This window comes from Paenibacillus nitricinens, assembly GCF_052056485.1.
GTDB lineage: Bacteria > Bacillota > Bacilli > Paenibacillales > Paenibacillaceae > Paenibacillus_AQ > Paenibacillus_AQ nitricinens.
In genome coordinates this window covers 5,562,197-5,577,970 of sequence record NZ_CP183948.1, presented here as the reverse complement: position 1 = coordinate 5,577,970, position 15,774 = coordinate 5,562,197, and the positions used below count along the sequence as shown (strand labels likewise).

14 protein-coding genes are annotated in these 15,774 nt (G+C 44.0%); 7 read left to right on the top strand and 7 right to left on the bottom strand.

Annotated elements, in window-relative coordinates:
* Window positions 1-2: 2 nt before the first annotated feature.
* The 4 genes from ACN6KS_RS24860 to ACN6KS_RS24845 all read right to left on the bottom strand — a co-directional run bounded on the left by ACN6KS_RS24860 (window position 3) and on the right by ACN6KS_RS24845 (window position 5,537).
* Window positions 3-1,841, bottom strand: a complete 1,839-nt coding sequence (locus ACN6KS_RS24860; protein WP_094872784.1) for a sensor histidine kinase — start codon at window positions 1,839-1,841, stop codon at window positions 3-5.
* Between the two features lie 146 nt (window positions 1,842-1,987).
* Complete coding sequence (locus tag ACN6KS_RS24855; RefSeq protein ID WP_094872782.1) at window positions 1,988-3,649, bottom strand: extracellular solute-binding protein; 1,662 nt, start codon at window positions 3,647-3,649, stop codon at window positions 1,988-1,990.
* Window positions 3,650-3,714: 65 nt separating this feature from the next.
* On the bottom strand, window positions 3,715-4,599 hold the full coding sequence (locus ACN6KS_RS24850) for a carbohydrate ABC transporter permease (RefSeq protein ID WP_341135627.1): 885 nt from the start codon (window positions 4,597-4,599) through the stop codon (window positions 3,715-3,717).
* Window positions 4,600-4,616: 17 nt separating this feature from the next.
* Complete coding sequence (locus ACN6KS_RS24845) at window positions 4,617-5,537, bottom strand: ABC transporter permease (protein ID WP_094878730.1); 921 nt, start codon at window positions 5,535-5,537, stop codon at window positions 4,617-4,619.
* A 148-nt stretch (window positions 5,538-5,685) separates the two neighbouring features.
* Between ACN6KS_RS24845 and ACN6KS_RS24840 the strand changes: the two genes are divergently transcribed.
* Window positions 5,686-6,429, top strand: coding sequence for a glycoside hydrolase family 16 protein (locus ACN6KS_RS24840; protein WP_440960720.1), 744 nt, complete (start codon window positions 5,686-5,688; stop codon window positions 6,427-6,429).
* Window positions 6,430-6,590: 161 nt separating this feature from the next.
* Here ACN6KS_RS24840 and ACN6KS_RS24835 read toward each other — a convergent pair whose 3' ends face one another.
* The 3 genes from ACN6KS_RS24835 to ACN6KS_RS24825 form a co-directional block, all read right to left on the bottom strand.
* Window positions 6,591-8,153, bottom strand: coding sequence for an MFS transporter (locus ACN6KS_RS24835; protein ID WP_440960719.1), 1,563 nt, complete (start codon window positions 8,151-8,153; stop codon window positions 6,591-6,593).
* Between the two features lie 67 nt (window positions 8,154-8,220).
* Complete coding sequence (locus ACN6KS_RS24830) at window positions 8,221-8,550, bottom strand: ArsR/SmtB family transcription factor (protein WP_094872771.1); 330 nt, start codon at window positions 8,548-8,550, stop codon at window positions 8,221-8,223.
* A 357-nt stretch (window positions 8,551-8,907) separates the two neighbouring features.
* Window positions 8,908-9,570, bottom strand: a complete 663-nt coding sequence (locus ACN6KS_RS24825; protein WP_440960718.1) for a phosphotransferase — start codon at window positions 9,568-9,570, stop codon at window positions 8,908-8,910.
* 270 nt (window positions 9,571-9,840) lie between these two features.
* On the opposite strand from ACN6KS_RS24825, the gene ACN6KS_RS24820 reads away from it, so the two are divergent.
* The 6 genes from ACN6KS_RS24820 (at window position 9,841) to ACN6KS_RS24795 (ending at window position 15,538) form a co-directional block, all read left to right on the top strand.
* Window positions 9,841-11,235 (top strand): SMI1/KNR4 family protein, encoded by a 1,395-nt coding sequence (locus tag ACN6KS_RS24820; RefSeq protein ID WP_440960717.1) that lies wholly within the window; start codon window positions 9,841-9,843, stop codon window positions 11,233-11,235.
* Between the two features lie 189 nt (window positions 11,236-11,424).
* Window positions 11,425-12,831, top strand: coding sequence for a hypothetical protein (locus ACN6KS_RS24815; protein ID WP_440960716.1), 1,407 nt, complete (start codon window positions 11,425-11,427; stop codon window positions 12,829-12,831).
* Between the two features lie 34 nt (window positions 12,832-12,865).
* Entirely contained in the window at window positions 12,866-14,074 is a 1,209-nt protein-coding gene (locus ACN6KS_RS24810) for a hypothetical protein (protein WP_440960715.1), read from the top strand.
* 120 nt (window positions 14,075-14,194) lie between these two features.
* Window positions 14,195-14,632, top strand: a complete 438-nt coding sequence (locus tag ACN6KS_RS24805) for a GNAT family N-acetyltransferase (protein WP_280787833.1) — start codon at window positions 14,195-14,197, stop codon at window positions 14,630-14,632.
* A 227-nt stretch (window positions 14,633-14,859) separates the two neighbouring features.
* On the top strand, window positions 14,860-15,381 hold the full coding sequence (locus tag ACN6KS_RS24800; protein ID WP_440960714.1) for an S-layer homology domain-containing protein: 522 nt from the start codon (window positions 14,860-14,862) through the stop codon (window positions 15,379-15,381).
* Window positions 15,359-15,538, top strand: a complete 180-nt coding sequence (locus tag ACN6KS_RS24795; RefSeq protein WP_440960713.1) for an S-layer homology domain-containing protein — start codon at window positions 15,359-15,361, stop codon at window positions 15,536-15,538. The genes ACN6KS_RS24800 and ACN6KS_RS24795 overlap by 23 nt, the downstream gene beginning before the upstream one ends.
* Window positions 15,539-15,774: the final 236 nt, after the last annotated feature.

Sequence of the window (15,774 nt, the reverse complement as noted above, 5' to 3'; positions counted from 1 at the left end):
CACTACCATCCTCCAAGATTCACATTTTCCCAAGGCAAACGTATGGTTACACAGGTGTAGGCACCTTGCACACTGTCAATCCAAAGACCGCAGCCCTTGCCATAATGAAGCTGTATGCGTTTATGCACGTTCTCCAGGCCCAGTCCGTTTTTGCTGGTAACAATCGGTGAATCCGTGTCGCCCAGCAGCACAGCTTGCAAACTGTACAGCATTTCCGGGTCAACACCTGCACCATCATCTCGTATCTTTATTAGCAAAAGGCGGTCATTCTCTACAGATACGGTAATTTCGATGTTTACACTGCCTCCCGAAGGGGCTGCGTGATGAACGGCATTTTCGACGATGGGCTGCATGCACATTTTCGGAATTGTATAACGCAGCACCTCTAGGGGGAGATCCGCCATCAATACAATATTGCCGCCCTCCATAAAGTTTATGAAGCGGATATAGCTGTGGATGTTGGCAAGTTCATCGCTAAGGGAAACCGTATCGCTGCGCCACTGCATGCTGTAACGCAGTTGTGAACCGAGAGACACTAACGCATCGGCGATTGCCGGCTGTCGTTGAACCTCTGCGAGCATACGAATAGATTCCAGCGCGTTATATAAAAAATGTGAATTGATCTGTGAATGCAGGGAGTGCAGTTGTGCATTTTTGGCAACCAGTTGCTTATCTACCACCTGGGTCATCAGATGTTTGATCTCGTCTAACATGTTATTGTAGCTGACGGCCACTTCGTCAATTTCGTCACCGGTTTCGTTCGCCCCGAGACCGGTATCGATTTTTGCATCCAGTTGGCCTTGCCGCACCTTGCGCATAGAAATCAGAACCCTGTCCAGCCGCCTAAATATCCGCCGGGTAGTATGTGATACGAGCAGTAACATCAGTAGCAGAACACATAATGTGATCGCTACAACAAATAGATACCAGCTCCGCGGGCCTTTCATCAGTGCCTGATGAGAGGCAATATCCACGACATAAGCGTTCAAAGGGGCAATGTAGCGATACAAAGCGTAGTAAGTCTGGTCGCCGACCTCGACCTTAATAGGGCTACTCTGCTGAATGACATCCAGCCGCTGATGAATACTGCCCAGAATTTTATCCAACTCCTCACCGGCAGTTTGAGCAAAGACATGCTCAGGATTGTATACAGATCGGGAAGGGGTGGTTCCGTCCATCACTACAGAAAAGAAATCTCCCCCGCTATCCTCAAGCAGGTCACTGAAAAAGACGTTATGCTGGGCGCGAATTTCCATAATGGTAGGGCGTTTCTGCTGCTGTCCCTGAAGGCGTACCAGCCGGTAATAGGATAATGTATGGTCGCCATCCTTGAAAGCAAATAAGCGGTATGCCGCACCGCCTTCCTCCCGAAGGGTCACCCAGTAGTCCTGCGGCTGAAACTTGTCATAATGGTAGATTTCAGGCCAAATCTCAAAAAGGTTTGGATTATCGACATAGAAACTGAGCTCACTGATCATCTCGTGGCTTTGAATGATATTATGCATTTGCTCAAATTGATTTTGTCTAAATTTCACAAGACGCAGGCCATCCCCACGCATATTGGAGTGAATAAAATCTACAAATGCCTTTTGATTCAGCGCAGTAGAGGAAGCGTTCTCAATAATACCCATTCTGCTGCGTAGCTGTTCATTAAGTCGTGAAACATGACTGCTGCCGGTGGCCATAGCGTCCTTGTATAGCTGGCTTTCCTGCGTGCGGATAAATAAAAAGGATACCACAATCGCAGGAATGGCAATCATCATACTGAAGGCCAAAAATAATTTTTTGGATATGCGGGAATTGCGGTAAAGCTTTTTCATTTTAGTCAGCAAATATTTCATTTAATAGCCTCCTACCCTTGTAATATACCATATATTACAAATCGTCTGGTAGGGAACCAGGCTGACTCGCCAATGGGGAGAATCCGCTAAAAAGGGAATACCGACCACCCTTTCGGTGGCCGGCAGTAATCTTAATATGGGCATTATTACTCTGCCATTTTGGACTTTCGCACATCCAGTTCAGCTTGGCGGAATTCCATCACCTTGTCAAAGCTATAACTCTCGCGGCGGTCAAGGAAATTCTCGAAGATTTTATCGAATTCTGCCTCATTTTTAGCTGTAATCAGCTCAGGCAGCACTTCCTCCCAGTTTTGAGAAATACGCGACCAGGCTACCGATACATCAGAATCGCCTTGTGGATCTAAGCCCTTGTAGATACCACTGTCAATATCAGCCCGTTGGTTGGCGAAGTCCTCCATTTGCTTAAGAACAGGGGCTTTCTCGGGTCTCCACTGGTTGATGATTACAGGGTTTCGCATCATCCAATAGGTATCCATGATGCCATATTCTTTCTCCATTTTCTCAATATCATTTTCGAGTAATTGTACCATTTCAGGCTTCAGCTGTGGTTTGCCGTCTACCGTTTCCCATGTTTCGCCTTCCTTGCCAAGGAATACATCGCGCTGGCCTTCTTCGCTGGCCAGATAGGTCAAAAAGCGGATGGCCCGTTCAGGGTTTTCGGTGGATTTGCTAATCATCGTTACCATCCAGCCGTCCATGTTACCAGGGAATAGCTTAGGGTCATCCCCTTTGCTGTTCTTTGGGCCATCAACTGCGATATAGTAAGAATCCGGATTTCCACTTGCAGCCAGCATAGGATTGACAGCCGCCATCCCAGTCCACTCGCGAACCATCATGAAATAACGTGCATTGTTCGTTTTTTCCTCGACCTGAGTGTCGGAATCTACCAGAAAGTCTACATTAATCAGCCCGCGCTCGTATGCCGTGCGGAAGGTTTTTAACCAGGTAATATAATCGGGATCAGTCATGCGGTCGTATACTTTTCCGTCTTTCTCCTGCGGGACGGCCAGTAAATTCTGCAGATATTCGGTCATCCCGTAAGGGACATTCCCTTGCGCAAAGAAGGGGCTGATAGGTTGGCCTTTATACTGTGAATACTTATCCTTCACTAATTGCAATGCACCTAGAAAGCCCTCTGGCGTGCTAAGATCCGGGCTGCCCATCTCTTCATACAGATCCTTCCGCACCAGGAAAGTCTGGTTGGCGGCTGTCATTCCGGTTTCATGCATCAGGTTGGGGCTGTAGGAATCATTCGGAACACCATAGGTATTTCCATTTTCCTGACGATACCATTTCAGTGTGCCATCGCCGGCGACCTTGAAGAAGTAAGGATCATACTTGTCAGCCAATTCATTCAAGGCATAGACATGATCGCCTTCCCATAGCTTTTTGACAGCCGTTTCCCATGAACCCATCGAGATCAAGTCTGGCAGCTTGCCGGAGGTCATCATCAGGGTAATATGCTCGTTCGCTTCGCCGGAGGGTACTTCTAACTTGATGTTGACACCTGTTTTTTCCGTTACATACTTGGAGACCAAGCTGTCTCCCCAAGTGTGGGCGTACCAGTTAGCGCCTACAAACCAAGTTAGATCTACAGGGCTGGTGTCGAGCTTCCATGCCGGTTCATCGGGATTGAGCGTTGCTTCGCTTGGCGGCGGGGATGTACTGTCCGTGGGTTGTGGTGATGGTTTGTTATTGGCTGAATTGTTGCTACAAGCGGCCGTGCCTAGTGTCAGAATTACGGCCAGAACGAGGGTCAAGCCTGGCTTGATCAGATTGCGTTTCATCACATAATCATCCTTTCTCTGCTGCTTCTGAATTTTTTAAAATATCCGTTTCGAGACCTATGCACTTATCCCTTAATGGCGCCAATCATCACCCCTTTGACCAGATAGCGTTGGATAAAGGGGTAGACTACGAGAATTGGTAATGTGGCTACCATCATGGATGCAAATTTGATAGAGTTGCCGGGCAGCCTAGCGCCGAATTGTGCCATCGCTTGCTGCTGCATGAAAGACATGGAATTCTCTGCAATAATTTTGTACAACATGGTCTGCAGTGGAAGTAACTCTTGCGAGCGAATATAGATGACGCCCTGGTAATAATCATTCCAATGATAGACCGCTGAAAAAAGCGATATGGTCGCAATAACCGCCATGCTGTTGGGCAATACAATTCTGAACAGAACGCCATAGTCTGAAGCACCGTCTACCTTCGCAGATTCCTCCAGGCTATCGGGAATGGTGCGGAAGAAGCTCATAAAAATGACCATATTAAAAAAAGTGTACATGGAAGGAATTATAAATACCCAAAAATTATCATATAAACCCAGCTTTGTCATCAGAATAAACGTAGGGATCAGACCACCTGAGAACAGCATTGTAACCAGTGCGATTTTGAGATACACTTTGCGGCCGATTAGATTAGACTTGCTCATTCCGTAAGCTATAACAGCGGTAAAGAATACATGCATCGCTGTTCCGAGTACCGTGCGCAGCGTGGTGATGTAAAAACCGTTCATCATCGTCTTATCATTGAATACAACACTATAGCTGGCCAGTGATAATTCTTTGGGAAACCAGTTGACGGTGCCCAGTGATGCCTGCTGCGGCGCATTAAGTGAGTTAATGAATACAAACCACATCGGGTAGAGCGTTAAAAAACAAACCGCCAGCATCAGCAGGGTATTGCAGACTTCAAATACTCCAATTTGCCGAAACCTTTTGCGTCTTTCCATACCTCTGTTCTCCCCCTTTAAAAAATGCTGTCGCCGGTTAGTTTTTTGGATGAATGATTAGCCAAAAATAACAAACCTAGCGCTACAATAGAGCGGGCGAACAGGACGGCTGTTGAGAAAGAATGGCGCCCGGAGACCAACCCCATATTATAGATATACAAGTCCAGGCTTTCCGCCATCTTCATGTTCATGTTGTTCTTCAACATAAAAATCTGCTCAAAGTTACTGCCGAGTATCCCGCTGACCGCGAGGATGAACAAAATAGCGATGGTGGGGCGTATGCTCTGAATGGTGATATGCCACATACGCTGCCGTCGATTTGCGCCATCCAGCTCGGCCGCTTCGTACAGTCCCGGATCAATCCCGGATATTGCTGCTATGTAGATAATGGCGCTCCAACCCGTTTCTTTTAACGTGTCGGTGAAATAGGTAATCCACCAAAAGTACTTAGGGTCGCTGTTAAACAGGATTTGACGATCCTGGAATCCTATTGCCATCATCAACTGATTGATCACACCGCCCTCACCCAGCCAATTGAGTGCAATGCCACCAAAAATCGTCCAGGCAATAAAGTGCGGCAGGTACGAAATGGTTTGTACCGTTCGCTTAAATCGAAGACCCCGTATTTCATTGAGCATTAAAGCAAACAAGATCGGAATGGGAAAACCCAAGATCAGCTTGATGCTGCTCATCCCCAGGGTATTGCGGATCGAACGCCAAAATCGATCATCCGTCAAAAAATCGTGAAAATGCTTCAACCCCGCAAACGGTGATTCTAGTAAGGGTTTGGCGATGCTGTAGTCCATAAATGCAATAATGAGCCAAAACATGGGGAGATAACAAAAGATAAACATCCAGAGGATTCCCGGGATAACCATACTTTGCAACTGCCACTGTTTAACAAGCGCTTTCATTTGTTCCGTTCTGTATTGGAACATGTACCGTACCCCCTTTCTATTTCATCGTATGAAAAAGCGCATAGGAAAAAAAGCCCAGGATTATCGACCCTATCCCATTTTTTTAGATTTGTTTGACCAGGCGTAAAATTTAAGTATGCTGTGATTAAATGAAGGGAGTGTGCGAAGAATGAACAAGCTCGTATGGGAACAGAATTTCTTAGATAGAAATGCCGATTTGAAGCTATGGAATCTCCGCCTTGGCAACGATTTGTTAGATAATGATGGCAAGCCCATAGACCCAGGTTGGGGCAACGGTGAGCAGCAGTATTATACAGATCAGGCCAACAATCTATATACCGATGAGTTTGGCTTAAATCTATGTGCACGCAGCGAATCCATCGAAAAGGATGGACGGCATTTTGCATATACCTCAGCCCGTTTGGATACAAAGGACCATTTTTCCTTTTGCTATGGAAAGTTAGTTGTGCGTGCAAAGCTGCCGGTAGGACAGGGAATATGGCCTGCCATCTGGCTGCTTCCGCAGGAACAAGCTTACGGCCCTTGGCCAGCTTCCGGTGAGATTGATATCATGGAAGCCAAAGGCCGCTTGCCTAAGCAAATATCCGGAACGCTGCACTACGGGAAGGATTGGGAACATCAAATCGTGGAGGAGTTCACACACCAGTTTGAGAGCGGAACCATTAATGAATTTCATGAGTATGCACTGGAATGGGATGCAGGTTCAATTCGATGGCTGGTAGATGGACATTGCTTTGCAGAACGTCGCCAAGAGCCGGGCGTGATGCCCTTTGATGAACCCTTTTATCTGGTGCTTAACCTTGCGGTGGGCGGCTGGTATGACAATGTGGTGGTGGACGAGGCTGCACTGCCAGCGGTGATGACGATTTCAGGGATATGGCTGTATCAATAATGAAGACAAATAGCTATTTGGGACTCAATAACGATCCAAAGAAAGGTCCATCCCACAAGGGATGGACCTAGAGCTTGCTGTTACAGACAGCGCGGTGAACCGTATCGCGCATGCTGGTACCGCAGAAAGTTGATCTGAATGTAATAACTGGTGAAAAAAGATTAATTCCCGTTCTGTGTATTCTTGTTGTCTTTAATCAAAATTACACTCACCAATGTACCCATTAATAAGAAGATACCAATTAATAGTGTTACATTTTGCATACCAGAATTAAAAGCATTAAAAACGATCTTCTTCATTTCATCAAAAGCCGGCATAACTTTAAATGCTTCAGCTTGCTTGCTATCAAAAATTTGTGAACCTGCAAAAGCTCCAGCTTTATGGAAAATAGCCAGCATTTGATTTCTAAACTCGCTAGGAATATTGGCTAAATTCATGATGTTATTATTCAACGAATCGTTATAACCTTCTGTTAACTTAATTCCTAGCATTACAACACCAAAGGAGATACCCACTTGTCTAAAGACATTTAAGATACCAGAAGCCATACCTACATACTCTTTATCAACTGAACTCATAGCAGCATTTGTAATAGGTGGATTGACTAGAGCATTGCTTATACCTAAAAGAATAAAACCAGGCATTAGATAGCTCCATTCAAACGGAGCTTTGATCATATAACGCATAACAAATATTCCGATTGCACCGATAAATAGTGCTCCACTGACTAACCAACGATTACCAATTTTTCCTGAGATAATTCCCGCAATTGGACCAAGAACGATCGTAAAACCAGTAATGAGCAGCATTTTTACACCTGTATCAAAAGCTGAATAACCCATGTAGTTTTGCATAAGAATGGTTAAGTAAGTAAAACCTCCGTATAGTCCAGCACCTAATACAAAAGCCGCGATATTAGCACCATTAAATGACCAATTTCTAAAAATGGATAATTCAATCATTGGTTGTTTCACTTTTCTTTCGGTAACGATAAAAGCTATAAGCAAAATGAGTGAAAATCCAAGTAGACTTAAAATGTGCCAATCAGTCCATGCGTAATCTCCATGCACCGACTTTTGAATTAAGGCCAAAATCATCGTGAAAATCATAGCTGTGCTGAAAATCAGTCCAAGGATATCGATTCTTTCATTCTTGTTGGTTTCACTTTCTTTAATAACAAACATTCCTAATAAAATGGCTGCAATCCCAACAGGAATGTTGACTAGAAAAATAGATCGCCAACCAAAACTATCAACCAATGCCCCACCGATCAAAGGACCACCGGCAATAGCAAGTCCTACGGCACTACTCCAAATACCTAGTGCAAGTCCTCTTTGTTTTTCGGGAAATGAAGAAGTAACTATCGTTAATGATAATGACATCATAGCTGCTCCACCAATTCCTTGAAATCCTCGAAAGATATCTAACCAAATATCACTGTTTGCTAATCCACTGGCTAAAGAGCCAATCACAAAAACACCCAATCCTAATAAAAAGACTTTTTTACGTCCGATAATGTCTCCTAATTTTGAAACTGGCAGCAACATTGCAGCATAAACTAAAGTATAGGCATTCAACACCCATTGCAGATTTGAAAAGTCCGATGAAAAAGCTTGTTGTATTTCTGGTAATGCAACATTAACAATTGTAATATCTAACATTGCCATAAATACGGCTAAACTAACCGTGGCTAAAACTAACCATTTCCTTTTTGATTGTATCAAAATAAAACCTCCTTTGATGTATATGTGCGCACAAATGCATATAAATATTAAAATAAAAAGCACTACATTATTTCAAATTCAGGAGTGCTTTCATATTGTTGGCTGTTTGTTCAAATTTATCTACAATGAAATTATTATTAGTTTTGTAATAAACTTCTCGCCCTTCTTTTCTCCTTTGAACTATTCCGAAACGACTCATGAAGTCAAGATGCCGAGAAATAACTGAACGATTCTGTGGAAAATATTCTGCAATACCACCGATTGTCATTTCACCATTTACAGAAAGGAAAACCAATAACTCACTCCGCACGGGATCAAATACTGCTCGGAAAAACTCAATGTCAATATTGTCTTCTATCAGCTTTTTACATTTATTTGAATCAAGATTTAATCCCATAGCTCTGCCCCCTAAAGTTATTATATGCATACATGTGCACATGTCAATGTTTTTTGAGATGAAGTTTGAAATACCGATAAATATGATTATGCACTATTTTAGGATAATAATAAAAGTCAATGATCCAATCAAGCCCTCATAGATTGAATGTTTTGATTCCTAAAAGGAGCCCCAAAGGTGCCCTAATAAGGGAGTACTCTGACGGGGTTAGCCCATTTATCTTCTTGAAGCTACGCATGAAGCCACGCGAGCGATATAAAAGGTTTATGAAATACTACGGAAACAAATTTATATATGTCGATAAAGTATGAGTTGGTTAATGGACCATCCCACAAGGGATGGCCCTAAAACTTCCTGTTACACACAGTGCGGTGAACCTGTCATAAGTAGGGGCGAGCCTCGCAGGAGCCTTGAAAGTGGTGTTTCGGCTGTAATGAACTTCGGCCTGATCATATTTCCCGTGTGAAAGTCACCGTGACAAAATTTTTTTTGGAGTTTCGTTATGCGCCCCCATAATAGATTTCCATACTGTTCGAGTTCAAGGGTTTTTTCTGAATGAAAATCTAATTCTCGCATAATAGAGATATAGTCGTCCACATACTCGGTTTTTGGTCTGTTTTTAAGCTTATCGGGATATTTATCCATCAAATTATGGAGTTGCCCGATCTGTATTCCGATGCTTTCCGCCTCGATCTTACCATCGGGCATGGCTCCCTCAACATAATCGTATAATATTCCTACACAGCAACCATCCTGACTACTGAGAATAATATGGCTTTCATTTTGCTCAGTTCGAATAATAGAAACCGCCGGATATGAATTTTCTTTCAAATAATCAAGAATACAAATCGTCTGCAACGCGTCATCTGTTTTGAAGCTGCGATATATTTTAAGCGTATACCTTCTATCCTGACTCTGTAAAAAATATACCTTACCGATCATCTCCCGATGAAGTTCGATATGCTTAATATTTATAGGATATGAACGGTTGATTTGGATGATAAGGTTACCATAATCCATATAATACATTCTCCTTTTCGGCATCCGCACACTAATGTTTAAATTATGGCATAGTCATCATCCAACTTGATGATAATTGTTGTATTTAAAAAAAGTTTCCTGGTTGAGGAAGTGATACATAAAATTGCTGCTTGCATCCGCGCGGTGAGCTTTATCATAAGAGACGCCAATTTTTAATCCTTACATCCCATCTGGTAGAATAGGTGAAAATATATTTTTATATTCTTTTTTATATTCTATTAATTTGATAATAGGCTTGGGGAGGTAGACATGGATAAAGAGCTAATCGCACAGCTGGCACAGTGGCATGAAGATGATGAACACCAGAAGATAGTTGATACCCTGATGGAGATTACTCCAGAGGACAGAGATTACGAGGGGGTCAGCAGTCTGGCAAGAGCGTATAACAATCTGGGACGTTATGAAGAAGCGCTTGAACAGTTTGCGATGATTGCGGAACGGGGGCAGGATGACCCGTTGTGGCATTTTCGTGTGGGATATTCCTACTATTATCTGAATCGATATGAGGAAGCAGTAAGAGTGCTAGGTATCGCTCATGCCCTCGATCCTGACGATGAGAAAACGGCCATGTTACTGAACTTCAGCCAGCGCAAGCTGCGCAAAGAACAACACGCCGCATCCAGACGGGCAATTAAAGATTCGCATAATGATTCGAGGTCGGCGGCAACTCCCTTTGAAGGGATGGATTTCTCCGACTTCTGGGACGATAGCGATTATGCGCTAAGAGAATATGTCTCTGACCCGCCTACGGACGAGCTGATTGCTTCTGTAGAAGAAGAACTCGGTTACAAGCTTCCTACTTCCTATATCCGTCTGATGAAGCAGCATAATGGGGGAGTTCCTTACAATACTTGTTACCCGACGGAGGACGCGACCTCATGGGCTGAGGACCATATTGCGATTACAGGCATCATGGGCATTGGACGCGAGAAAAGTTATTCACTCTGCGGTGATCTTGGCAGCACGTTTATGATTGAGGAGTGGGGATATCCTGACATCGGCGTTGTAATTTGTGACTGCCCTTCGGCAGGTCATGATGTCGTAATGCTGGATTACCGGAACTGCGGGAGGGACGGGGAACCCGAGGTGATTCATGTGGATCAGGAAGATAATTATGAGATTACATTCCTGGCCCAAGACTTCGAGACGTTTATTCGTGGACTGATCAGTGAGGAGGAGTATGATACCTCTCAAGAAGATAAAGAAGAGGATCTGCGAAAAGTAGCCGTAGGCAAATTCTCACCTTTGCTGGCGCAGCTGTGCAGTCGTGTGCCTGAGGTGGAACAGCTTGACCAAAAGATCCGTAGAATCTGTACCCGGATCGTAGAAGAGAAGGGACACTTTTCCTTTCATGCGGATGAGCTTTCTACTCTGATGTATGATGTGCAGTTTTGGCTGTACACAAGCTCTTATCCGAATACGAGCCGTCAACAATATCTGGATGTGTATGAGAAGATAATCGCTTTTGGCGGCGAGTTCGGTCAAGGCGGGTATGCGCCCGGCTGGATCAGCGACTGGCTGGATGGGCGGATTCGGGAAGGGCTGATCGTTCAGGAGAACGGGATGCTTCGCTTCTCGGATCAAGCCCGATCTGAGGTCATTGCAAGGCTCGAGGCGGAATGCGCAGACGCGAAGCTTGATTGATCACAAAAATAATCACAAGCTGGACCGTAGCACATTTAGGTAAGATATCTCTTTTCATAAAAGTAAGAGCAACCCATACTTCATGTAGGGTTGCTCTTTTTGATGAATCAAGCCTAAAGTTAAGATTGACCCTAATTTTTACATATGAGAAAATAATGGAAATTTTAAAGATGAAGGGAAAATAATGTTATGAGCAATCTTTTCCGATTCATTCCTATTAGTCAACTAGCAGATAAATTTCCGGAAGGCTCTTGGTGGGCGAAGTTTTACCAGGATTTCAGTGACGAGCAGCTTGCTGCTTATTATGAAGGGGATTTAACACTGCCTTCTCTTAATCTGGATTGGGAGCAGGCTTTTCCGCAACAAAAAGAGGTAATTATCATTTTTATAGACGGGAATTTTACTATAGACAATCTCTATAACAAAGAAACAGACGGTGCTATAGGACTTATGGTGACCGGTAATATGAGTGCGAAAAATATAGCTGTAGGCGGTCAGGAAATTTATATTTCGGGCAATCTGATGATTGAGGAAATATTGTGCGGCTCATACAATCATGGGGAAACGATTGTGGAAGGTGATCTCAGCGCTGCAGTTTTAGTTCAGGATGATGAGTACAGCATCAAAGTTGACGGACAGAAATCGATTCCCTGCTTAGTAAATGTGTGGGAAGGGGACGGCGTATTTCAGGAGCTTCCGGTGGATATTCATGAGGTGTTAATCGATGAAGTTTTTCTGGATGTGGAAGAGGGGGAAGAGGAAGCCGACTTTTCCTTTGGCACACTAGTGAACATAATTAAAGAAGGGCGTTCCGTACTGAAAAAAATAAATGAATCCCCGACTAACAAGAAAGCTGTTCATTTATATTTCACCCACAACACGATCAATGAGGAAAATATATTGAAGTTGACGCAGTGTATTTTAATGCCGAGTGACAAGCCGTCTTTTAGATTTTGGGAGCAAGACGTTTTTTTCAAAGTTCAACTGGAGCATATAGATGCTGACGGAGAAGAGCGGGATCTTAGCATTTATATGAATGATAACCGGCATCACTATTATATTTGGCTGGAGCAAGATCATTCTGTAGGTTTGTTGAGGAGAACCATAGATGAAGGATCTGAGTGGGAGGACATTTCAGAAGAGTCTCAGGAACAACTAGCAGAGATTAGCGATTGCTGGACGATGTTGCTGACCTGCGCGAATATGGCTGAGCTTTATTTACGAAACATTGAGGTACAGTATGTGGAAGACATTTTGCAACACCCCGTAATTCAGAAATTAGTTTCGGAAGAGGAAGAAGAGGTGGATGACGGGTTCTGGGACGGCTCCAAATGTTACAGCTTCCGTCAAGCGCATACGGACGAGGACGGAGACCTCCTGCATGGTCGGATTGAAATCAAGACACCGGAGGGAGCATATTATTTTTATACACTGGATAATGGAACTTATGTTTCCCGGTATTATCAGCCGCCCGATCAATATGGCAAGCAGGACATGCCCTATTTGGATCTTAGGCGCTGGGAAGCATCAGAGCGGTATTTTACAAGATTCAAACAATTTATTGCTCAGAAGATAGAGTCAGGCGTGAATAGTTAGATCTGGATATGCTTCAGAGGAAAGGATGATAGAAATGCCAAATGATAGCCAAGCTAGTCCTTCAGCTGGTTCAGTTAGAGAAGTTGGTGGTTATCCTATCGACCTGACAGGTCCTCTCAGTCACACTCTTGTCATTAAGCCCGGTGTGGGCAGTCTATCCATTGGACCGTCGCAATTGGGGAAGAAGGCAGACCTTCATGTCTCACCTGATACGCATATTGATTGGACCGTATTTGATGTCTTTGCCACCCCGGCGGGCTCTCCTTGGCCGCGATTTCTGCATTATACAGGCAGTGACCAAAGCTTCTTTGACTGGGCACAGAAACGTCCCATTGAAGAGATGACGTGGACTCCGATTCTGTCTGCAGACACGGTGGCGGATGCCACTCAGTCCAATTTGTATGGCTTGCATATCGAGTTGGATCAGTCCGGGAGGTCTCTGAGCTTGAGGCTTCCGAAGCGGCATTTCCGCCTGAGTGTATCCGGCGATCTATCACGCTTCTCGGCCACAGGAGATATGCCATCTTCTCTGACACTAGCGCCGCGCACCGGCCGACGCAGGAATGATACTCCTTTCTTGCTGCCTGACATGGGTGAGCTGCACAAGGTAACGAGCCTGACGCTACAGAATACGCCGTTAGGTCAGCCGATTTCGCTGGAGTGTCTGAACCGGTTCCCAAACCTAACCTCACTGAGTTTGTGGGGAAACTTTTGCGACCTGGACTTAATGGCTTATCATACCCAGTTAACGAATTTGGAGCTGCGCTTCATGCCTGATCTGGGTGGCTTGCCGACCTTGAACGTGTGGCCGTTGCTTAATAGATTTATCGCCTATAATGTGGAAGAGATTGCTGGCAAGCGTCTAAAACAGCAAATGAAAACTCGCGCTGTAACCCGCCCTTGGACCGACCATGCTTCAGTGAGCCAATTACGAAAGGCTGAGTGGTGGACGACTGAGTTCAGCCGCCCGTTTTCGTCCTGGCCTAAACGTCTGGCCAAGCTGGCTAATGAAGCTTACAACGTTGCACAGGCAACTTTGTCCAAGGCTCGTAGTTTTGCCGAAGCCGAGGCAGCTATTACAGCTTTCACGGTGCGCTTCAACAACCTCAAAGGCATTGAAACCACCGAACGTGAAGACCTTGGTGAAGCGGTGTGGCAACTCAGTCAGTCTGATCACCTGATTGGTCAGCCAATAGCAGAGGAGATGGCTCAACAGTGGTTCGATGCAGCGCGCGAGTACTGAATGAAATAAAAGTTCAGTCCAACAGAGCTTGCGAGCTGTTCGCTATTGCAAGGGCAACATCATACACTACGTTGCAGCACAATATTTAAAATCTTTTTTTTGATAGGAAGGAAGCCAATTGTGCTGTTTCGAAAAGCTATTACAACGGATATACCGCAGTTAATTGAATTTCGCAAGATACTGCTATCTCATGAGGACAATAGTAGCATGGATGAAACTTTTAGAAACTACTTTGATTCCTCATTATCGGATAAGTCACTCGTTGTATGGGTTGCTGATGATGACGGAGTAGTTGTATCAACTGTATGTTTTTGCTTATGTCGATTTGCACCACGGTTTGACAATCCTTCTGGATGGGTTGCATATATGACTAATGTTTTCACAATCCCTAATTATCATCGTCAGGGTATTGTATCCAAACTTGTTAGTGAAGCAATAGACGATTTGAAGGTACAAGGAATTAGAAAAATTCTGCTACATTCGTCTGATATGGCTAAACCGATGTATGAAAGTCTAGGTTTTGTTGAAGGAAAGAATTTTATGTCAATTAATATTTGATACTAGAACGTCCTCTAATAAGCATTCTCTACCAAAAAACTGGGACCCGGATAACGGGTTCCAGTTTTTATTTGCGTGGAGGTAAGAACCCATTATGGAAATTTCGCTAGAAAAAATACTCGACTCCATTCGTTTGTAAAATGTAGTCCGGGTTACAGACTGATCACCTTATAGGATGTAACAATAGTACAAGATAACATCGAGATAGGATAACGGCATGATTAAGCATGGATAAGTTGGGGGAGGCGACAGTAATTAGTGAAGGTGGCAGTTCAAGTAATACAGGTAATGATGGCGGAAAAGTGACCTCAACGAATGGCATATTAGTATTGACCGATACGAAAGATCTCCTATCTGATCGACAAGTTCTAATCAGTCCAGTTTCCGAAGTATTGAAAAATGCTACGAATAATTTTACCAAATCAGTAACACTGACCTTTGTTTTCGATGAGGCAGGATTAAAGAAGGCGCAGCGACCGGTTGAATTCTACTATGACGAAATGAAGAAAGAGTGGTTGCAAACTGACGGCGGCGAGGTTGATGGCAATAAGATCACTGTCGGAGTCGACTACTTTACAAAGTTTGCTGTGATGGCTGTAAGCAAAGAGAAGGAACAGTCCGGATCGGATCAACCGACATTTAGCGATATAACGGGTCACTGGGCCGCGTCTGAGATTATTGAAGCTGCACAGAGTGAAATCGTGAATGGTTATGTTAATGAAGGCGTTGAAGTCGCAAATAGATGCTGAGAAGTTGATGTTTACCGATTCGGTGAAGATTGGCATATGGGCGCAGCAAGCGGTAGAGCAATCTGTACAATTAGGTATTGTTAAAGGCTATTCGGACGGCAGTTTCCATCCAGACGCAGAAATTCAACGTCCTTGTAAATTGTGCGCTTTAGAGTAATACATCCACAAATTCATTGCTGTATGCCCACGGTTCTGTGGGAAGCGCACGCTATGTCGCTTACTTTGAGTGGTTATCCTTTCTTATTACATAAAAATCCATATTGTCATATGACAAAGTGATGACAGCACTCACTATTCGACAATTTATTTATTCTCTATGATTGAAAGAATTGAGGCTTAAAGTGGCAGCTTGCCCCTTTAGTTCACTTTATAAATGATTAACCCAAGGAGTGA

Excerpts from the sequence above, each read along its gene's own strand:
- ACN6KS_RS24850 (WP_341135627.1), bottom strand. The coding sequence starts at position 4,599 with ATGGAAAGACGCAAAAGGTTTCGGCAAATTGGAGTATTTGAAGTCTGC.
- ACN6KS_RS24830 (WP_094872771.1), bottom strand. The coding sequence starts at position 8,550 with ATGGGATTAAATCTTGATTCAAATAAATGTAAAAAGCTGATAGAAGAC.
- ACN6KS_RS24845 (WP_094878730.1), bottom strand. The coding sequence starts at position 5,537 with ATGTTCCAATACAGAACGGAACAAATGAAAGCGCTTGTTAAACAGTGG.
- ACN6KS_RS24820 (WP_440960717.1), top strand. The coding sequence starts at position 9,841 with ATGGATAAAGAGCTAATCGCACAGCTGGCACAGTGGCATGAAGATGAT.
- ACN6KS_RS24860 (WP_094872784.1), bottom strand. The coding sequence starts at position 1,841 with ATGAAATATTTGCTGACTAAAATGAAAAAGCTTTACCGCAATTCCCGC.
- ACN6KS_RS24810 (WP_440960715.1), top strand. The coding sequence starts at position 12,866 with ATGCCAAATGATAGCCAAGCTAGTCCTTCAGCTGGTTCAGTTAGAGAA.
- ACN6KS_RS24825 (WP_440960718.1), bottom strand. The coding sequence starts at position 9,570 with ATGGATTATGGTAACCTTATCATCCAAATCAACCGTTCATATCCTATA.
- ACN6KS_RS24840 (WP_440960720.1), top strand. The coding sequence starts at position 5,686 with ATGAACAAGCTCGTATGGGAACAGAATTTCTTAGATAGAAATGCCGAT.
- ACN6KS_RS24800 (WP_440960714.1), top strand. The coding sequence starts at position 14,860 with ATGGATAAGTTGGGGGAGGCGACAGTAATTAGTGAAGGTGGCAGTTCA.
- ACN6KS_RS24815 (WP_440960716.1), top strand. The coding sequence starts at position 11,425 with ATGAGCAATCTTTTCCGATTCATTCCTATTAGTCAACTAGCAGATAAA.
- ACN6KS_RS24855 (WP_094872782.1), bottom strand. The coding sequence starts at position 3,649 with ATGAAACGCAATCTGATCAAGCCAGGCTTGACCCTCGTTCTGGCCGTA.